General features: G+C 69.6%; 15 protein-coding genes and 2 tRNA genes. 7 read left to right on the forward strand and 10 right to left on the reverse strand.

Annotated elements, in window-relative coordinates:
• Window positions 1–8 precede the first annotated feature (8 nt).
• The gene (ybaK, locus tag C3E87_RS01795) at window positions 9–500 is read right to left on the reverse strand and encodes a Cys-tRNA(Pro) deacylase (RefSeq protein WP_076058608.1); all 492 of its coding nucleotides are present in this window, start codon (window positions 498–500) and stop codon (window positions 9–11) included.
• A gap of 132 nt (window positions 501–632) precedes the next feature.
• Window positions 633–705, reverse strand: a tRNA-Asn gene (locus tag C3E87_RS01800).
• A 118-nt stretch (window positions 706–823) separates the two neighbouring features.
• Between C3E87_RS01800 and C3E87_RS01805 the strand changes: the two genes are divergently transcribed.
• Entirely contained in the window at window positions 824–2,761 is a 1,938-nt protein-coding gene (locus C3E87_RS01805) for a solute carrier family 23 protein (protein ID WP_076058611.1), read from the forward strand.
• 6 nt (window positions 2,762–2,767) lie between these two features.
• Here the strand turns inward: C3E87_RS01805 and C3E87_RS01810 are convergent, their stop codons facing one another.
• Window positions 2,768–4,165, reverse strand: coding sequence for a trehalose-6-phosphate synthase (locus C3E87_RS01810; protein ID WP_076058613.1), 1,398 nt, complete (start codon window positions 4,163–4,165; stop codon window positions 2,768–2,770).
• Window positions 4,166–4,256: 91 nt separating this feature from the next.
• On the opposite strand from C3E87_RS01810, the gene otsB reads away from it, so the two are divergent.
• Window positions 4,257–5,081, forward strand: a complete 825-nt coding sequence (gene otsB / locus C3E87_RS01815; RefSeq protein WP_083665314.1) for a trehalose-phosphatase — start codon at window positions 4,257–4,259, stop codon at window positions 5,079–5,081.
• A gap of 3 nt (window positions 5,082–5,084) precedes the next feature.
• Here otsB and C3E87_RS01820 read toward each other — a convergent pair.
• The 3 genes from C3E87_RS01820 to C3E87_RS01830 all read right to left on the reverse strand — a co-directional run bounded on the left by C3E87_RS01820 (window position 5,085) and on the right by C3E87_RS01830 (window position 7,192).
• Window positions 5,085–5,158: transfer RNA gene (locus C3E87_RS01820), tRNA-Ile, on the reverse strand.
• A 17-nt stretch (window positions 5,159–5,175) separates the two neighbouring features.
• Window positions 5,176–6,285, reverse strand: coding sequence for a tellurite resistance/C4-dicarboxylate transporter family protein (locus tag C3E87_RS01825; protein ID WP_198928174.1), 1,110 nt, complete (start codon window positions 6,283–6,285; stop codon window positions 5,176–5,178).
• A complete protein-coding gene (locus C3E87_RS01830; protein ID WP_143570845.1) occupies window positions 6,266–7,192 on the reverse strand; it encodes a hypothetical protein in 927 nt (308 codons plus the stop codon). Before C3E87_RS01830 ends, C3E87_RS01825 begins: the two co-directional genes overlap by 20 nt.
• Before the next feature lie 124 nt (window positions 7,193–7,316).
• On the opposite strand from C3E87_RS01830, the gene C3E87_RS01835 reads away from it, so the two are divergent.
• From C3E87_RS01835 to C3E87_RS01855, 5 genes are all read left to right on the forward strand, one after another.
• Complete coding sequence (locus C3E87_RS01835; protein ID WP_076058619.1) at window positions 7,317–8,378, forward strand: MoxR family ATPase; 1,062 nt, start codon at window positions 7,317–7,319, stop codon at window positions 8,376–8,378.
• Between the two features lie 90 nt (window positions 8,379–8,468).
• Complete coding sequence (locus tag C3E87_RS01840) at window positions 8,469–9,458, forward strand: DUF58 domain-containing protein (protein WP_369819252.1); 990 nt, start codon at window positions 8,469–8,471, stop codon at window positions 9,456–9,458.
• On the forward strand, window positions 9,455–10,432 hold the full coding sequence (locus C3E87_RS01845) for a VWA domain-containing protein (RefSeq protein ID WP_076058622.1): 978 nt from the start codon (window positions 9,455–9,457) through the stop codon (window positions 10,430–10,432). Before C3E87_RS01840 ends, C3E87_RS01845 begins: the two co-directional genes overlap by 4 nt.
• Window positions 10,420–11,388, forward strand: a complete 969-nt coding sequence (locus tag C3E87_RS01850; protein ID WP_076058625.1) for a VWA domain-containing protein — start codon at window positions 10,420–10,422, stop codon at window positions 11,386–11,388. The genes C3E87_RS01845 and C3E87_RS01850 overlap by 13 nt, the downstream gene beginning before the upstream one ends.
• Window positions 11,385–12,074, forward strand: coding sequence for a YggS family pyridoxal phosphate-dependent enzyme (locus tag C3E87_RS01855; RefSeq protein ID WP_076059453.1), 690 nt, complete (start codon window positions 11,385–11,387; stop codon window positions 12,072–12,074). The genes C3E87_RS01850 and C3E87_RS01855 overlap by 4 nt, the downstream gene beginning before the upstream one ends.
• 9 nt (window positions 12,075–12,083) lie before the next feature.
• On the opposite strand, the gene C3E87_RS01860 is transcribed toward C3E87_RS01855, so the two are convergent.
• From C3E87_RS01860 to C3E87_RS01875, 4 genes are all read right to left on the reverse strand, one after another.
• Complete coding sequence (locus C3E87_RS01860) at window positions 12,084–13,928, reverse strand: patatin-like phospholipase family protein (protein WP_076058627.1); 1,845 nt, start codon at window positions 13,926–13,928, stop codon at window positions 12,084–12,086.
• A gap of 13 nt (window positions 13,929–13,941) precedes the next feature.
• On the reverse strand, window positions 13,942–14,787 hold the full coding sequence (locus C3E87_RS01865) for a hypothetical protein (RefSeq protein WP_143570847.1): 846 nt from the start codon (window positions 14,785–14,787) through the stop codon (window positions 13,942–13,944).
• A complete protein-coding gene (locus tag C3E87_RS01870) occupies window positions 14,784–16,772 on the reverse strand; it encodes an AAA family ATPase (protein ID WP_076058632.1) in 1,989 nt (662 codons plus the stop codon). The genes C3E87_RS01865 and C3E87_RS01870 overlap by 4 nt, the downstream gene beginning before the upstream one ends.
• Window positions 16,773–16,851: 79 nt before the next feature.
• Complete coding sequence (locus C3E87_RS01875) at window positions 16,852–18,690, reverse strand: S9 family peptidase (protein ID WP_076058635.1); 1,839 nt, start codon at window positions 18,688–18,690, stop codon at window positions 16,852–16,854.
• Window positions 18,691–18,783 lie beyond the last annotated feature (93 nt).

Below are 18,783 nucleotides of genomic sequence, written 5' to 3' on the forward strand. Positions count from 1 at the left end.
CGGGTGGCTCACCTGGCGATGGCAGCGAAGGTGGCCGCGGTGAGGCGCGCCAGGTCAGCAGGGGCGAGTTCGACGTCGAGGCCGCGTCGTCCGCCGCTGACCAGCACCGTCGGCCTGTCCTGCATCGACGCGTCGAGCACCGTGGGCAGCGGCTTGCGCTGACCGATGGGGGAGATGCCCCCGACCACCATCCCGCTGGAGCGTTCGGCCGCGGGAGGAGCGGCCATGGTGAGGCGCTTGACCCCCAGGGCGCCCGCGAGCGCCTTCAGGTCCAGTTGCAGATGGACCGGGACCACTCCGACGGCGAGCCCCGCGCCGGTATCGACGAGCAGCGTCTTGAACACTTCCTCCGCAGGCCTGCCCAGCGCCTCCGCTGCTTCGAGACCGTAGGAGGGTGAGGCGGGATCGTGGTCGTAGGTGTGGATGGTGTAGGGCACTTTCGATTGGTCCAGGGCGCTGGTGGCGGGCGTGCCCGTGCCGCCGTGCTGCTTCTTGGCCATGGCACGAAGCCTAAGGGAGGTCGGCAGAGATAGTGGGGTGAGGGCCGCAGCAACCGACCTCGTCAACAAAGAACGGCCCCTCCAATGGAGCTTGGAAGGGCCGTTCAGCTTGTCAGAGCTTGTTTGCTCTAGCTCCCCGGACTGGACTCGAACCAGTAACCCTCTGATTAACAGTCAGATGCTCTGCCAATTGAGCTACCAGGGACCGGTGGTCAGTGGATGACCACGCGATGAAGAACGTTAGCAGATGATTCTGCCGGATGGCGAATCGGAGGTGCTGGGGGTAGCTTTAGCCAGTCGATTTTTCGTGACAGGAGCAGCCCATGTCCGCCGCCACGCTGGAGCGCCGCGTTCACCCCGTTGACCAGGTACCGCCGGTGCCCAAGCTGACCGTCCTCGGGCTGCAGCACGTCCTGGCCTTCTATGCCGGCGCCGTGATCGTCCCCATCGTGATCGCGGGCGCGCTGGACCTGTCCACCCAGGACCTCATCCACCTGATCAACGCCGACCTGTTCACGTGTGGCATCGCGACGATCATCCAGTCCGTCGGCTTCTGGAAGGTGGGCGTACGACTGCCCCTCATCCAGGGTGTGACGTTCACCGCAGTGTCGCCGATCATCGCCATCGGCCTGGCGGCAGGCGGTGGCAGGGAGGGCCTGCCGGAGATCTACGGCTCGATCATCGTCGCGGGTCTGGCCACGTTCTTCGTCGCCCCCTACTTCTCCAAGCTCATCCGCTTCTTCCCGCCGGTGGTCACCGGGACCCTCCTCACGGTGATGGGCGCGACGCTGATCGGTGTGGCGGCCAGCGACATCGTCCGCGGCGCCGGCGGCGAGAACGCCGCGGGTGCGGAACTGACGCGGAACCTTGCGTACGCGCTGGCGACGCTCGGCGTGATCGTGCTGATGCAGCGCTTCTTCAAGGGCTTCATGGCCACCGTCGCCGTCCTCATGGGACTGGTCCTGGGCACGGCCGTCGCCGTCATCCTGGGCGACACCTCATTCACCCACGTGGCCGACGCCTCCTGGGTGGGCGTGACCACCCCGTTCTGGTTCGGGATGCCCAAGTTCACCTTCGCCGCGATCGTGTCCATGCTGATCGTGATGGCCATCACGGCCGTCGAGACCACCGGCGACGTCTTCGCCACCGGTGAGGTGGTCGGCAAGCGCATCACTCCGAAGCACATTGCCGGGGCGCTGCGCGCTGACGGGCTCTCCACCGCCCTCGGCGGCGTGCTCAACTCCTTCCCCTACACGTGCTTCGCGCAGAACGTGGGCCTCGTCCGGCTCACGCGGGTCAAGTCACGTTGGGTGGTGGCCATGGCGGGCGCGTTCATGATCATCCTCGGGCTCCTTCCCAAGGCCGGCGCCATCGTCGCGGCGATCCCCGGACCGGTCCTGGGCGGCGCCTCCCTGGCCATGTTCGCCAACGTGGCCTTCGTCGGCATCCAGACGCTCGGCAAGGCCGACTTGCACGACAACCGCAACCAGGTCATCGTCTCCACGTCGCTGGCGCTGGCGATGCTCGTCACGCTGCAGCCCTCCATCGCCCAGGCGGTGCCCGGCTGGCTCCAGATCTTCTTCGGTTCCGGCGTCACCATCGGCGCCATCACCGCGATCATCCTCAACCTGCTGTTCTTCCACGTCGGTCGCCGTCGTGGGCCGGATGTGGCGACGTCGGGGCGGGACCCGCTCAACCTCGAACAGATCAACGCCATGGACGAGGACAGCTTCGTGGAGACCTTCCGCGCCCTCTACCCGGAGGAGACCTGGCCCATCCGCGCAGCCTTCCAGTCGCGGCCCTTCCACTCGACGGCCGAACTGCGGGCGGCTTTCCAGAACTCGCTGATGAGCGGCACCTCGGATGAGCAGCACACGCTGATCCACAGGTACCGCGACATCGCCGACCTGCTCCTCGACGAGGATCCCGGTCACACGCCGTCGGACATCGCCGCGTTCACCGAGACCGGGTCGCTGGCGGCCGACCGGATGGACGACCACGACCGCGAGAACCTCATGGCCGTGTCGCGCGCGTACCAGGACAAGTTCGGCTTCCCGCTCGTGGTGTCGCTGAACGCGACCACCACGCTCGACTCCGTGGTGGAGGAGAGCTGGGTGCGCGTGGAGGCCTCACCGGAACGCGAACTGCACAAGACCGTGGGCGAGGTGGCCAACATCGCCGACCGCCGCTTCGACGCCCTCGTGGCCGACGCGAACCCGATCCGCTCCGCCTGGTCACGCAAGTTCGAGGCGCTGAACTGACCCGCTTCAGCCGTCGGTGTTCTGGAGGTCACCCAGGAAATTGTCGGCCCAGTGCTCGATGGTGTTGCCGCGCACCTGCTTTTTGAGCGCCCGCATGCGGCGCTGGCGTTCCCGGGCCGGGTCCGTCGCCGCCTGCATGACGACCTCCTTCATCGCGTTGAGGTCGTACGGATTGACCAGGTAGGCCTGCTTGAGCTCCTGCGCCGCGCCGGCGAACTCGCTGAGGACCAAAGCGCCGTTGGTGTCGGGGCGGCATGCCACGTACTCCTTGGCCACCAAGTTCATGCCGTCGCGCAGCGGGGTGACGACCATGACGTCGGCGATGCGGTACATCGCCGCCATCGTCGTCCGCGGGAAGCCGGCGTGCAGATACGAGATGGCCGGGCGGCCGACCCCACCCACCTCCGAGTTGATCCGCCCCACCAGGAGGTCGATGTCGTCCCGCAGCCGCTTGTATTCCTCGACGCGCTCGCGCGACGGGGTGGCCACCTGGAGGAACACCGTGTCTGCCGGGTCGAGTTGGCCCTCCTCGAAGAGTTCGCCCATGGCGCGGATGCGCTGCCGCAGACCCTTCGTGTAGTCGAGCCGGTCCACGCCGAGGAAGATGCGCTTGGGATGTCCCAGTTCCTCCAGCAGGGCCTCGGATTCGGCGATGACCTCAGGCGTCTGGGCCAGGGCCTCGAAGCCCTCTGTGTCGATGGAGATCGGGTAGGCGCGGGCGGTGCACACGTGCGATCCCGAGACGCGCACCCGGTCGCGTTCCACACGGTGGGTGGTGCGCTGGCGCACGAGCCGCAGGAAGTTCTGGGCGCCGCCCGGCACCTGGAAGCCCACCAGGTCGGCACCGAGCAGACCCTCGAGGATCTCGCTGCGCCACGGCAGCTGCTGGAACAGTTCGGTGGGAGGGAACGGGATGTGGAGGAAGAAGCCGATCCGCAGATCCGGGCGCAGCTCGCGCAGCATCTTCGGCACCAGCTGGAGCTGGTAGTCCTGCACCCACACGGTGGCACCCTCGTCGGCCACCTCTGCGGTCGCCTCGGCGAAGCGACGGTTGACCGTGACGTAGGCGTCCCACCACTCGCGGTGGTACTCGGGGAAGGCGACGGTGTCGTGGTACAGCGGCCAGAGGGTGGCGTTGGAGAAGCCCTCGTAGTACTCCTCGTACTCCTCGGCGCTCAGCGGCACCGGCACGACGGAGTAGCCCTCGTGTTCGAACGGCGCGACGCTCTCACCTGATGCGCCGTGCCAGCCCACCCATGCGCCGCCCATGCGGCGCATCACGGGCTCGAGAGCGGTGACCAGGCCACCGGGTGAAGTGCGCCAGTCGACGCTCCCGTCATCTGCAGTGATGCGGTCGACGGGAAGCCGGTTGGCGACAACGACAAAGCGTGCGCGCTCGGACATTTTTCCTCCTAGGTCGTCTATCACCTTAGCGAGTGAGCTTGTCATGTGAGGTCGGACGACCTGAGAACGCAGGCATGGCATGGTAGGGGACATGAGCTGGAACGCAGTGACCAACCATGCCCAGGGCTTCCTTTCCGCGGCCGTGGCAGACCCGTCCCGGGTGCTGCTCGCCCTCGACTTCGACGGCACGCTGGCCCCCATCGTCGACGACCCGGAGGACTCCCGGATGCACGACGGCGCGGCCGGGGCCCTCGCCCGGCTCGGCGGCGTGCTCGGGCACGTGGCGATCATCACCGGGCGCGGGGTCGCGGTGGTGCGGCGCCTGGGTCGGCTGGCGGAGCGGGAAGGGCTGGGCAACCTGGTGGTCCTGGGCCAGTACGGCGCGGAGCGCTGGGATGCGGCCACGGGCGAGGAGACCGCGCCGTCGGTGCCGGAGAATGTCGCCGCTGCCCGCCCCGAGGTGGAGGAGATCATCGCAAGCTGCACCATCGACGGTGTGGTGCTGGAGGACAAAGGCCGCGCGCTCGGCGTCCACACGCGTCGCAGCACAGACCCCGACTTGGCGTTCCGGGCCTTGGAGCCGCAGTTGGCTGCGGTTGCCGAGCGCCACGGGCTGATCCTGGAGCCCGGCCGAAACGTCCTTGAGTTGCGCGCCTCGGCGATGACGAAGGGCGACGCGCTCCGGGCCCTCGTCGACGAGACCGGCGCCACCGTCGTGGCGATGTGCGGCGACGACCTGGGGGACCTGCCGGCCTTCGAACTGCTCCGGGAACTGCGCGACGGGGGCCTCATCACCTGCGCCGTCATCAGCGGGTCCGCGGAACAGCCGGCGATGGCGGCCCAGGCCGATGTACTCGCAGAGGGCCCCGACGGTGTCGCGGCCTGGCTGCGGGACCTGGCTGAAGCGCTGGCCTGACGGTGGGGCATGCGGGGCTTGAACCCGCGACGGGCGGATTATGAGTCCGCTGCTCTAACCGGCTGAGCTAATGCCCCTCGGGGAAGAAGGATACTCAGTTACGCCTGTCCCTGCCCAACGCGTGGGGTTCCGGCCGCGCCGTCCGGGGCAGGAACACCATGACCACCCGCCGCATCATGGCGGCGAACACGACCGCCCACACAGCCAGCGCGACGTACAGGAACACGGTGCCGATGGCCTCCACCAACGGCAGCCGGTCGACCCGACCCACGTTGATCGAAGCGACGGCGAACATGCCGACGGGGAAGACGATCGACCAGAAGGTGGGCACGTAGACCAGCGGCACCCGGTGCACGAAGTGCCGCCAGAAGCCGGCGCCGACCAGGATCGGGATGAGCCACAGGCAGAAGCTCCAGAAGATGGCGATGGTGCCGGCGATCAGCGTCCGGGTCGCGTCGACCATGGGCGTCGAATCCATGGCGACGATGTTGCTGCCCGCGACGACCGCGATCGCCATTGCGCCCATGGCCACCCAGTAGGGCGGCTCGAACTCGCGCGGCGTGATGCCGAAGTGGACGATGCGCAGGAGCACGAGGATGGAGATGCCCGCATACAGCGCCACACCGACCGACCAGGACAGCACGGCGAGAATCCCGATCCACGCCTGCCCGTTCGGGAAGAACGGCATGATGCGGGTCATGCCGATGGCCAGTGACTGGCTGGCGACCGCCCAGATGAACCAGGTTCCGTTGGTCCTGGCCAGGATGGGCTTCCCGTCGCGGGTCATCAACACCTGCCACGGCAACACGTACCCGAACACGAACCAGAGCACCGCGCCCAGGAAGATCAGCGGCAGCGCGATGGTGACATAACCGGCGGCCATGAGCCGGACGGCGAGCACGTCCGTGCCCGCGACCACGGTGAAGTAGGCGAACGCCATCTCGGGCCCGCGCAGGTCATGCAGCATCGCGGCCCGATGGGCGACGGCGCGCCACACGTAGAGCACCCAGAGCACGACATAGGAGATGGCGGCGATCACCAGCAGGGCCATCGACAGCGGCTCCACACCGATCTCGTGTAGGCCGATCGAGACGATGCCGGTCCCCATCACGAGCGCGAAGTAGCCAGGCGACAGGTGCTCGAGGGCCTCTGAGAAGGCGGAGGGCCGGCTCAGGCCCGGCGCTTCAGAGCTTCGGGTTGACACTCGGGCCGCCGGGGCCGGAGTCCCCGTCGCTGGGGACCTCCATGGAGGGCGAGTCGCTGTACGGCCCACCGTCGCTGCCCGGCGACGGGCTGGACGGCTCGCCGCTCTGCGGCTCTCCCGACTGGGGGGAGGCCGACGCCGGACTGGGCGAGCCCGACCCGTCACCGGAGCCCTCCGCCGGCGACGGGATGGGCGGGGGAGCGTCGACGGGGGGCTGGTTCTGGAAGGCGAGGATCGCCATCAGGAGAGCCAGGGCCGAGAGTAGCGCCATCACCAGGAACGACACGAGGATGGTGATCCAGGAGGCGCGGTCGCGACGACCTGGCCAGGCCAGCGGCCAGAGCCGGGTGGCGCCGTGGCCGGTCTTGTCGATCCAGTGCAACCGGTAGTCGGGGCCCGCCGGCTGGCTCAGCGGCGGCGCCATCGAGAGGTCGACGGCGCGCAGCACCCTGTCCGCCTCCTCGACGGCTGCGAGCGATCCGTCGAACGCCAGCGCAGCCCACGGCGCCAGGGGCAGCAGATGGGCCAGGTGCGGATCGTCGTCCTCGCTGCGGTACCGGACGGCGGTGCGGCCCTCGTCCTGGTCCTCGCCGCCGCGGGCGACGACGGTGTCGATGTGCATGGCGTTGATCTCACCGGAGAACCGGGCCCTGGCCGCGGCGTCGCGCGCCGCGCCCTCTGAGAGCAGGAGGAGCATGACGGAGTCGCCGCCGTCCTCGTGCGCGACGAAGGTGGTGCCCGCCGGGGTGGCGGTCAGCCTGGCGTCGAGCCAGAAGTCGCCCACCTTGGGCGGGTCTTCCTCCCGGAGTGGATGGTGCGCGGCGAGCACCATCTCTTCCTCCGCGCGTTCCTCGGGCGGAGGGGGAGGGGGACCCTGCACCGGGCCGGCGTCGTCGTGCTCGCTCATCGTGACCATCGAACCACATTCAGACAAGCAACAGCGTCGACGGCCGTGCCTGGTCTGCGTAGAGTTGGTGCTTCCCCCGGGGCGCTATCGTTGAGCGCGGATCCCCGTCCAGAAGGAGTCACGCGTGAGCGAGCCGACCGCAGTCACCCAGTTGCCCGAGACGGTCGCTGACGCGGCCAGGGTGCTGGGCCAGGCGATCAGTCAGGTGCAGCGGGTCATCGTCGGCCAGGAGCACATGGTGCAGCAGCTGATGGTCGCCCTGTTGGCCAAGGGGCACTGCCTCCTGGAGGGCGTGCCGGGCGTGGCCAAGACCCTCGCGGTGCGCTCGTTCGCCACCGTCGTGGGCGGCGACTTCGCCCGTGTGCAGTTCACGCCGGACCTGGTGCCGTCCGACATCGTCGGCACGCGCATCTATTCAGCCAAGGCGGAGAGCTTCGAGATCGAACTCGGCCCCGTCTTCGTCAACTTCGTCCTCGCCGACGAGATCAACCGCGCGCCGGCGAAGGTGCAGTCGGCGATGCTCGAGCTCATGGCCGAGAAGCAGGTCTCGATCGGCGGCGTCACCTACCCGGCCCCGAAGCCGTTCATCGTGATCGCCACTCAGAACCCCATCGAATCCGAGGGTGTCTACCCGCTGCCCGAAGCGCAGCGCGACCGCTTCCTGGTCAAGGTCGACGTGCCCTACCCGCGCGGCAATGAGGAACTCGAGATCCTGCGCCGGATGAGCGTCAGCCCACCCGTCGCGGAGCGAGTCCTCAACCCTGACCTGGTGCGTCATCTCCAGGACATGGCCTCCAACGTGTTCGTGCACAACCTCGTCGCCGAGTACATCGTGCGGCTGGTGCTGGCCTCACGTACCCCCGCAGATTTCAACATGCCGGACCTCGAGGGGGTCATCCAGATCGGTTGCTCGCCGCGCGCGACGCTGGGCCTGGTCGCCGCCGCCCGCGCGCTGGCCCTCATCAACGGTCGCGACTACGTGCTGCCCACCGACGTCCAGGCAGTGGCCAAGGACGTCATGGCCCACCGCATCGTGCTCGGCTTCGACGCCGTGGCGGACAACGTCAGCACCGCAGAGGTGGTGGACCGCATCCTCGCCATGGTGCCCGCGCCCACCCCGGTGTGGAACGAACAGCAGCGGCAGGCCAGCCACCAGGCGCACGCCCACCAGCCCGGCCGGAGCTGAGCCTTGGCGCAACCGGGCTTCACCTACGACGGCCCCCAGAAGGGGCCGTCACTGGCTGCCCCCAGCACTGAGGCCGCCGAATACTCGGTGCTGCGCGCGCCCACCGGCCCGACGGTGCCCCTGAACAAGTTGGCGCCCGAGGCAGCCCTGCGTCGTCTCGAACTCACGATCGTGCGCCGCCTCGAGGGGTTCCTCCAGGGCGACCACCTGGGTCTCCTCCCCGGGCCGGGCACCGACACCAACGACGCCCGGATCTACCATCCCGGGCAGGACGACGTGCGCAAGATGGACTGGGCCGTGACCGCCCGCACCACGGTGCCGCACGTGCGCGACACGATGGCGGACCGCGAGCTTGAGGTCTGGGCCCTGCTGGACGTCACGCCGTCGATGAACTGGGGCACCGAGGGGATCACCAAGCGCGACCTCGGCATCGCGGCGATCGCGACCATCGGGTTCCTCTCGCAGAAGATGGGCGACCGCTTCGGCGGGATGATGATGCTGCCGGACCAGGTCAAGCGGCTGCCCGCCCGCTCCGGCCGCACGGCGCTCTATGGGCTGCTGCGCAAGCTCCTCACGGAGCCGATCGTGCCGGACAACGCGCCGGGCACCATCGAGCTGGAGGACGGCATCGAGCAGCTCACCCGCTCGCAGCGACGTCGCGGCATGCGCGTGGTGGTCTCGGATTTCCTCACGCCGGGCGACTCCGAGCTCGACCCCAACGTGCCGCCCCCGTGGGAGCGCGCCATCCGCCGGCTGGCCGTGCGCAACCAGGTGCTCTGCATCGAGGTCATCGACAGGCACGAGTTGGAGTTCCCGGACGTGGGCGAAATGCTCATCCGTGACCCGGAGACCTCGTTCGCACGCTACGTCAACACCTCCGACGACGCGGCCAAGCGCCGCATGGACGCAGCCACGCGCGCCCAGCGCGAGCGCATCAAGATCGCGCTGCGCCGGGCCGGCGCCGGCCACATCCAGCTGCGCACCGATCGCGACTGGGTCACCGACATCGCCCGCTTCGTGCTGCACTACCGCAAGGTGGCAGGCATGCTCCACCAGCCCCCGCAGGGGGTGAGCAAGTGAGCTGGCTCTGGTCCTGGTTCCCGGAGTTCGCGAACCCGGGACGACTCTGGACCCTGGCGCTGCTGCCGGTGCTGGTCCTCGTGTACCTGATCCTGCTGCGGGTGAAGGGCCGGGTTGCGCTGCGCTTCACGAACACCGGCATGCTGGGCCGCGTCGTCGGCTCGCAGCGTCGGTGGACGCGGCACGTGTTCGTGGCCATGTCGCTGTGCTCCCTGGTGGCCCTCGGTCTGGCGTACGCCAACCCCCTGGGTACGGAGAAGGTGCCGCGCGAGCGCGCCACCGTCGTGATGATCGTCGACGTGTCTCTCTCCATGTCGGCTGAGGACGTGGAGCCGAACAGGCTGGACGCTGCCAAGCAGGCCGCCGTGGACTTCGTCCGCGACCTGCCGGACTCCTTCAATGTCGCCGTGGTGGCGATGTCGGGTCGGCCCACCATCGCCATCCCGCCGACGACGGACCGGGGCGCCACCGAGCGTGCCATCACCGCACTGGAACTGGCCGACGGCACCGCCATCGGCGACTCGATCACCACCGCCCTGCGCGCGGTGGACCTCGCCCCACCCGGCGGCGACGGCGAAGAGCCCGCCCCGGCCATGATCGTGATGCTGTCAGATGGCACCAACACCGAGGGCCCCACGCCTGACGAGCCGGCCAAGCGCGCCAAGAACGAGGAGATCCCGATCTTCACCATCGCGTACGGCACCCAGAACGGGTTCGTCGACATCGACGGCCAGCGCGAGAACGTCGCGCCGGACACGGCCACGCTCGAACAGATCGCAGACATCACCGGCGCCCGTGCCGTGGGCGCCGACGACAGGGAAGCGCTGGCCACGGCCTATCGCGACGTCGGTTCGGTCATCGGGTACGAGGACGTGGCCAAGCCCATCACCGCCACCTATGCGTTCATCGCGCTCGGCTTCGCCGTCGTGGCGGCGCTCGGCGCGGTCTTCATGGCCGCGAGGTGGCCGCGATGACGCCGTTGATGATGGAGTTCATGGCCCCGTACCGGTTGTGGGCGCTCGTGATCATCCCCCTGATCGCCGTCCTGTACGTGGTGCTGTCGGCCCGCACGTCCAAGCCGCGCCCGATGAGTTCCCGGCTCCGCTTCGTGGTGCCGAAGGACGCCGCCTGGAAGCGGCACGGCGCCGTGCTCCTCGGGCTGCTGTCGCTCGCCGCGTTGATCGTGGCCTGGGCGATCCCGAAGGACTATGTCGACAAGCCGCGCGACCGCGCCACCGTCGTGGTCTCCATCGACGTGTCCTGGTCCATGGAGGCGCAGGACGTCGAGCCGGACAGGCTGCAGGCGGCGCAGGATTCGGCCAAGGCCTTCGTGGATTCCCTGCCGGAACGCTTCAACGTGGCCCTCGTCTCGTTCGCGGGCACGGCAGACCTCATCGTGCCGCCCACCATTGACCGGGGCGTGGTGCAACGCGCCATCGACTCCCTGATGCTCGCGCCCTCCACGGCGGTGGGCGAGGGCGTCTACAAGAGCCTCGACGCGCTGAAGCTCGTGCCGCCGGACCCGTCGGATCCCGACGCGGTGGCCCCCGCCGCCGTCGTGCTGCTCTCCGACGGTGCCACCAACATCGGACGCAGTTCGGCCGGCGCCGCCGAGAAGGCCAAGGAACAGAACGTGCCGGTCTACACCATCGCGTTCGGCACCGACAACGGCTTCGTGGAGCAGGACGGGCAGCGTCAGCGCGTGGCCGTCGACCACTGGGAGCTCAGTGAGATCGCCAGGCTCTCGGGCGGCAAGAAGTACGCGGCCGAATCCGCCGGGCAGTTGGACGAGGTCTACGACGCCATCCGGCAGTCCGTCGGCACCGAGCGGGTGCCCGCAGAGGTGACCGACCGCTACGCCGGCCTCGCGATCATCTTCGCGGTGCTGGCGGCAATGGGTGTCATCTCGCTGGGAGCCAGGTGGCCGTGACCATCGCGGAGAACCTGCAGCGGATCCGCGCCGAGGTCGACGAGGCGGCGGTAGCCGCAGGCCGCGACCCGGCGTCGGTGCGGATCATGCCCGTGTCGAAGTACCACAGCGCGGACCAGATCCGCGAGGCGCACGCCGCCGGCTACACCCTGTTCGGGGAGAACCGGGTGCAGGAGATGGTGGGCAAGCACGCCGAGCTGGCAGACGAGGGCATCGGGTTCGCCATCATCGGGAACGTGCAGTCCAACAAGGCCAAGCCGGTGGCGGAGCTCGCCGCAGAACTCCAGTCGCTCGACTCGTTGAGCCTCGCGGAGAACCTCAACCGCCGCTGCGCCGCGCTCGGAAGGCGGCTCCCGGTGCTGGTGCAGGTCAACACCTCGGGGGAGGCGCAGAAGTCCGGCATCGCGCCTGAGGAGGCCGTCGGGTTCGCGCGGAAGGTGCAGCCCCTCGAGGCGCTGGACGTCCGCGGGCTGATGACGATGGCGGTCTTCAGCGACGACGACGCCGAGGTCGCCGCCTGCTTCCGCCGCCTCCTCGACGTGCAGGCCAGGATCCGCGACGCCCTGGGCGGTGGCTACGACGAACTCAGCATGGGCATGTCGGGCGACTTCAAGCTCGCCGTCGCCCACGGCTCGACGTGCGTGCGCATCGGCACGGCCATCTTCGGGCCGCGCTTGACGGCCTGAGCCGGGGGATCACCCCTCGGCCACGTCCTCGGTGAGGTCGAGCCCTGACGCGGTGCCGTCGTCCGGCACGAGCCTCAGTTGCGGCGCGGGGCGCGGCGCAGTGGAGGCACCGGCGTCGTTGTCCTTCCACTTGTCGGCCAACGCCACCATCCCGGCGGCCCTGTCGTTGATGACCTCCCGCTCGGCGGCGCTCGGCCGGTAGGACGGCAGCGGAGCCGTTGCGCCCGGCCCGGCCAACTCGCTGTACGGGGTGCCTCCGGAGGAGGTGTCGTGGTAGTTGCGCTCCAGCGCGACCAGCCATCGACCGAGCCCGCCCGCAGCCGTCCGGAACCGGATCCACCGGTGGTTGTCCCAGCCCTTGGCCGGCACGACGCCCGGCTGCGGCCCGGCGAAGGTGCGCACCAGCTTCTCGGCACCGAGCCGTCCCCGTTCGGCGAGGTCGGACACCACCCGGGGCGGCATCGACAGGTTCATGCCACCCTCGGACTCGTCGTGGTGCACGGTGACGATGCGGTCGCGGTAACCAGGCATCACCATCTGGGCCCCGTCCACCCATTCGCGGGCGGTGTGGACCATGAGCGCGCCGAAGGACAGCCACGCCCCCATCCCGGCGGTGGGCAGCGGGAACCAGGGCCTCTGCAGCCCGCCGACGTTGCTCGTCGGCAGGTAGCTGTTGTGCTCCTGCTCGGGTGACTTCTCGCGGCCCGGGGGGAACGGGCCCAGGTTGAAGGCGAACGTGGGGTGCCGCGGCAGCGGCGTGTCGAAGAAGTGGACGGGGAGGTTGGCGCAGAGACCCCCGTCGGTGAACCAGACGCTCGACGCGGTCCTCTGCTCGCGGGGAGCCTCCTGGTTCGCGGGCTCCGTGTAGTCCACGGCCCAGAGCCGTACCGCGGTGATCAGCACGGGGAAGCTCAGCGACATCCTGGTGGCGACGATCACGGGGAGGTCGTCCTCGGCCGGCCACGGCCGGAGATGCTCCTGGGCGACGGGGGTGACCCCCGGCGCGGGGTGCGCGACCATCCAGTCGACGACCTCAGCAGGAAAGAGGCCGCGGAACTCCTCCGGGTCGAAGAAGAACTCCCTGGTGCTCCAGGGCATCGCCATGGGCTGGTGTCTGGTGAGGTTCGTGGTCATCGTGCGGAGCGTCACCCCGGCGCGTCGCAGGTCGCCGAAGGTCACCGGGGGAGCGGCGGGGTCGCGGCCGGCCAACGACTGGATCTTGGCGTGCAGCCAGGGGGTGAGCGCGGCGCCCTGACCCGCGTCGTCACCGGGCATCCCGGTGCACATCCCGTAGCCGTCCGCGGCCACGCGCCCGAACCGTCGCAGCACCGCCCAGCCGACGGCGGCCGCCACACCGACGAGCAGGACGAGCACGCCACCGACGATCGCGGCCCCGGCGCCGACGCCGTCGCCCAGCCATCCCAGGGCGATGAGCACCAACCCGGGCAGCGCCCCCAGGATGGCCGCAGCGGGGAAGTGGCGCAGGAGCCCGCTGATGATGGCCCGCGTCTTGTTGCCGGTGGCCTCCGCAGCCCCGAAGAGGACGTGGAACAGCGGCGCGGCGGTGCGCGTCGGCTGGAAGAAGGTCGCCAACGTGGACCTTCCCCCCTGGCCTGGTTCCGCGAGCTCGGCGGGCATCCGGTCGAGCTCCTCGAAGCCGCCGGTGTGCCGCCCCAGCTCGGCGGCCGCTGCGGCCGCTGCGGCGATGGCGCCGGCGGAGGCGCCGCCCACCTGGCTCAGGCGGTAGGTGCGGGCGAGTTCAGCCACCGCGCGGGGATAGATCACGCCGCTGGTGATGCCGCCTTTCATCACGATGTCGCACGTGAGGCGGGGGTTCCCGTAGCCGTTGGTCATGGTGCTCCTGTCGTCACATGGTGAGTTGATGCTCGAAGAAGTCGTCGACCACTTCACGGCACATGGCCGCATACGGTGCGTCGTCGTTGGTGAACTGCCTGATGTCGCTGATCCGTCGGCGCAACTGTTCCACGAGGGCCTCGTCGTCCGGGTGACGTTGGACGTTTCGCTGGGCGTCCAGTGCGCTGCGCAGATGCGCCTGGAGCAGGTCCAGCCGTTCGCGCCGGGCACGACGGAGGCCGCGACGCTGCAGGGCGCAGACCTCGATGGTCGCGGCGCCCTTCCTGCTTCCCCGCCGTGGCCCGACCCAGCCGTCCTCGACGGTGCCGGTGCCCCAGGTGAACGTCAGGTGCCTCTCCGGAAAGTCGAGGTAGGGGTGCAGTACCAGCCGCTTCTCGCGGCGCTCCTCGCCGGGGGCGGTGGCACGGGTGGTCTCCGACGCGAGCGGGAACGCGTTGGCCTTCCCCACGGTGCGCGTTTCGGCACCGGGGAGTTCCTGCCTGCGGCCGCTGTTGCAGTCGGTGCACGACGGCAGCAGGTTGGTCCATTCGCTGGCGAGCCAGTAGTAGCCGGGCGGCACCAGGGTGCCGTTGATGGTGACGGCACCCTTGGGCCGGTAGTGCTCGATGGCCATCTGCTGGCTGGAGGCGTAGTAGGTCTCGCAATAGGCGCACTTCCCGAAGAACGCCTCGGTCAGCGTGGGCCTGATGTCATCGGCCTTGTAGGCGCGGAACCCGGTGGTCGCGTAGGGCGTCCTGCCGTCCCACCGCTGGTAATAGCTCAGAATCTTCTCGCGCTCCCGGAGCGTCTCCACGCTCGACGAACTCTTGGGCGGCTTCGGACGTTTGACCCGCCTCATCGCCAACTCCGGGGGAGGTGTTCATCCCAGAGCGCCGTCAGGCGGGCGGTGACCTCAGCCGTGGTGGGTGCCTCCGCGTCGCCGCTCTGGCGGCGGGAGGCGATGTAGTCGTCCGCCGAGGCCAGGAGCAGCCGCTCACGTTCGGTGGTGCCCAACTGCTCCAGGGCGTCGAGCCGGGAGCGGACGTGCTCGAGCCGCACCGCCTCCTCGTCGGTGGGCTTCGTCAGGGCCTTCAGCCTGTAGTACTGCTCCCACAGTTCCGCGACCTCGGGGTCATCGGTGCTGCCAAGGCCGAAATGTTCAGAGGTGAGCAACTGTTCGATGCTCATGCCGGTCACCGGCGGGAGGTCGGTCAGTGTGATGACGTCGCCGTCGTTGTTGCGCCGCACCACGACCACCTCCCCGTCGACGATGCCACGGAGGCAGAGGGGGTCGTGCGTGGTCACGACGAACTGCACGCGGGGCAGCAGGTCACGGAGAGCGCCGACGATGCGCAGTCGCCAGCGGGGGTGCAGGTGCGCGCCGATCTCGTCGAGCAGGACGATGCCCTCTGCCAGCGAGGCGTGGCTCCACAGCCGCAGGACGCTGCGGAGGATGTCGCAGGCCATTACCACCATGGACTGGTAGCCGTCGCTGAGGGAGGCGAGGTCGGAGATCGAGCTACCCTGCCGCAGGATGATCCGCCCATGCCGACGCTCCAGGCCGGATGACGGGTCCAGCGCGAGCATCCCGTGGATGCCACGGGAGACATCACCGAACGTCGCGTCGTCGAGGGTCAGGAGCCAGGCTGTGGGGTCCGTGAGGGGGAGCAGTGGGTCGAAGAGGTTGTCGACCCGCACCACCCGGTCGTCCGGGCCCGGTGGCGCTCCCCGCGGCAGGAGCCTCGTGGCGCCGTACCCCAACAGCAGGGCGGGGACGGGTTCGGGGCCGGTGAACTCCGTGTCACCTTTCGCCCAGGCGAGTTCGAGCGGTTCGGTGCGGCCGGAGAGGTAGACCTGCACCAAGCCCTTGCGCGCCCCGTGCCGCAGGTACGCTCGGGCGTCGATGCTCAGGGCGCGCCGCTGGTCGCCGCCCATCAGCGTGAGAGCGAGGGCGTGGAGCACCGAACTCTTCCCGGAACCGTTCTCGCCGAGCAGCACCGTCCAGGGCCCCCGGCCGCTGGTGGACCTGGAGAAGTCGAGGTCCAGGTCGCGGATGGGCCGGAAGTTCCTGATGACCACGCGCTCGATCCACTGCGCCGTTCCGAAGTACTGCTCCTGACCCGCGACGGCGGAGCTCAGGTCGTATCCCTGGCTCGGCGTCGGTGGCAACTCGGGGCCGACGGGCGGCGCTTCCGCCATCGCGAGCCGCATCGTGCTCCGGCCCGTCTGTCGACGCAGCGTGCGGAACGACTCGTCGTCGGCGTCCCACTCTCCTTCGCCCACCGCGTGCCTGGCGCGGACGAGCGCCTCTCGGTTGAGCGCCAGGAGGTCGATGGTGACCCGGCCCCGCTCCGTGAGGGGCTGCACGGTGCCGTCCGGTGCGTGCCGCAGATGCAGGACCGGATCGTCGAGGAGCGGATCCAGCAGGAGGGCTTCCTCGTCGACCAGTTCTTCGAACGTCGTGGCACGGGTCCCCACCACCGGGAAGCGGGTGCCGCGCATGCGGATGCAGTCCGGGCAGGCGGGGAACAGGTTCTCCCAGCTGTAGGCGAGCCAGCCGTAGGCAGCGAGGTCGGCCGAACCGTCCACACCGACGGCGCCCCATGCCGGGCGGTGCTGCGTGGTGGTCGCCGCATCGCTGCCGTGCGCCTCCACGGGCCGTTCGCAGTAGGCGCAGGTTCCCCGGGTCATCTCCAGGAGCGTGGCCAGGACCTCAGGGTCCCGCAGCACCTCGTGCAGTGGGGGCGCGCCGCCCGCCTGCTGCGCGACGACGGCGTCGTGCGTGCCGGCGAGCTCCTGCCTGACTGCCGCCAGGACGCGTGGTTCCTCCGGACGTTGCAGCATGTTCCCCCCTGCCCCTTGTGGGGATTATCCACGCCCCACGGGGAGAAGGGAAGGCATTGCCGAGCCGACAAGGACAGGGTCAGTCGAGGTTCTCGATCTCCAGCACCGGCACGTCGCTGCTGTGGCGCATGCCGAAGACCTGCTCCAGGAAGGAGACCTGAGCTTCGAGAGCCGCACGCCGCGCGGCCATGCCCCGGAAGCCGTGGCCCTCGCCGTCGAACATCACGAGCGCCAGCGGAAGGCCCTTGGCCCGCACGGCGTCGGCGAGCTGCTCCGCCTGGGCGGGCGGCACCACCTTGTCGTCGCGGCCCTGGAGCACCAGCATGGGGGTGCTCAGGTTGTCGAGGTGGTTGATGGGGGACCGTTCCTCGTAGCGGTCGCGGCCTTCCGGCCACGGGGCGATCAGGCCGTCGAGGTAGCGCGACTCCGCCTTGTGGGTGTCGGTGGCCAGCGTGGGCAGGTACCCGATGCCGTACCGGCTGACGCCCGCGGCGTAGACGTCGGTGGTGGTCAGCGAGCGCAGCGTCGTGAAGCCGCCGGCGCTGCCGCCGGTGATCGCGACGCGGGCGGGGTCTGCCAGCCCCTGGCCGGTGACCTCGCGGACGGCGGCGGCCACGTCGTCGACGTCGAGGTCGCCCCAGCGCCCGCGCAGGCGGTTGCGGTACTCCCGGCCGAACCCCGTGGAGCCGGAGTAGTTCACATCCAGCACCGCGAACCCGCGCGACACCCAGAACTGGGTGGCGGCGTTGTAGGAGGCGGTGGCCATCGACGTCGGGCCGCCATGTGTGAGCACGATCATGGGCGGGTTGGTGAGCTCGGGGCGGTACAGCCAGGAGTGCACCGGACCGGCCGGTCCCTCCGCCCAGATGGCGGAGGAGGCGGCCACGAACTCCTCCGCGATGCCCGAAGGCCCCGCGAGCGCGAGGTTGCCGCCACCGGAGCGCAACTCGACGAGCGTGGCAGGCCGGTCAGCCCATTCGGCCACGACATAGAGGCAGTCGCCGTACGCGGCGATGGATTCGATGTCGGTGGTGCCCACCAGCGGCTCGGTCACCTCGCCGGTCTCGACGTTCCAGAGGGCGAGAGTGCCCTTGCCGTCGATGTACTGGACCGTTGCCAGCGTGTTGTCGCGCGTGACGGCCGCGACGGGCCGGTTGAGCACCCAGGTGGGGCCGGCGCAGTCGCGGTCCACCCGCCACTCGTTGCCGTGGTGCACGCGCCAGTTCCAGAATCCGGACTCGTCGGTGACGTAGGCGCACGCCTCCAGTTCGGGGAGCCCGACGGGGTACTGGGCGGACACGCCGTCGCGGCCGTAGAGCAGGTCCGCGTCCCACCAGTCGCCGATGGGCGCCCGCCACACCTCCGCGGTGTCCCAGCTCATCGCCGGGTGGTTCCACTGGTACCAGGCGACGAAGTGCCCGGCCACCGTCGGCCCCGCGTAGAAGTCGGCACCCGTGGCGATGACCCGCCCGGCGTCCGGCTCGTCGTCGTCCAAGCTGAGGGTGACGATCTCGGTGCGGGGCTCGGGTTCAGCAGAGTGGTCCTCGCGTACGGCGAGGACGAAACCGTTGGCCACGCTGAGGTGCAGGCCCCCGTAGACGTACTGGGAATCCGCCAGCGTGAGGGGCCGCCGCGTGCCGTCGGCGTCGAGCAGCCAGACGCGGCGGGTGCGGTCGTCGCAGTAGACGAGGAGTTCACGGTTGGCCGAGTAGGCACCGCCGCCGTACTCCATGGTGCGGGAGCGGACGTTGGCCTCCGGGGTCAGATCCCTGACCGCGCCGTCGTGACTGCGCTGCCGCACGGTGACGCGGCCGTCCTCAGCGGCGATCGTGGCGAGCCACAGCACACCGTTCCTGGTGGCCTGCACCTGGGAGATGGCGTCCGGGTAGTTCAGTACGGATTCGAGGCTCGCACGCATGGGTCTTGTCTATCGCATTGCGTGTCGCTTGGAAACCTGGGCACAATGGGGGCACACCGCCTGGCTGGGCTCGATCGCAGGGGAAGGCAATCC

Source organism: Tessaracoccus sp. ZS01, assembly GCF_022342445.1.
Classification (GTDB): domain Bacteria; phylum Actinomycetota; class Actinomycetes; order Propionibacteriales; family Propionibacteriaceae; genus Arachnia.

Excerpts from the sequence above, each read along its gene's own strand:
- ybaK (WP_076058608.1), bottom strand. The coding sequence starts at position 500 with ATGGCCAAGAAGCAGCACGGCGGCACGGGCACGCCCGCCACCAGCGCC.
- C3E87_RS01805 (WP_076058611.1), top strand. The coding sequence starts at position 824 with ATGTCCGCCGCCACGCTGGAGCGCCGCGTTCACCCCGTTGACCAGGTA.
- C3E87_RS01810 (WP_076058613.1), bottom strand. The coding sequence starts at position 4,165 with ATGTCCGAGCGCGCACGCTTTGTCGTTGTCGCCAACCGGCTTCCCGTC.
- otsB (WP_083665314.1), top strand. The coding sequence starts at position 4,257 with ATGAGCTGGAACGCAGTGACCAACCATGCCCAGGGCTTCCTTTCCGCG.
- C3E87_RS01830 (WP_143570845.1), bottom strand. The coding sequence starts at position 7,192 with ATGAGCGAGCACGACGACGCCGGCCCGGTGCAGGGTCCCCCTCCCCCT.
- C3E87_RS01860 (WP_076058627.1), bottom strand. The coding sequence starts at position 13,928 with ATGACCAACGGCTACGGGAACCCCCGCCTCACGTGCGACATCGTGATG.
- C3E87_RS01865 (WP_143570847.1), bottom strand. The coding sequence starts at position 14,787 with ATGAGGCGGGTCAAACGTCCGAAGCCGCCCAAGAGTTCGTCGAGCGTG.
- C3E87_RS01870 (WP_076058632.1), bottom strand. The coding sequence starts at position 16,772 with ATGCTGCAACGTCCGGAGGAACCACGCGTCCTGGCGGCAGTCAGGCAG.
- C3E87_RS01875 (WP_076058635.1), bottom strand. The coding sequence starts at position 18,690 with ATGCGTGCGAGCCTCGAATCCGTACTGAACTACCCGGACGCCATCTCC.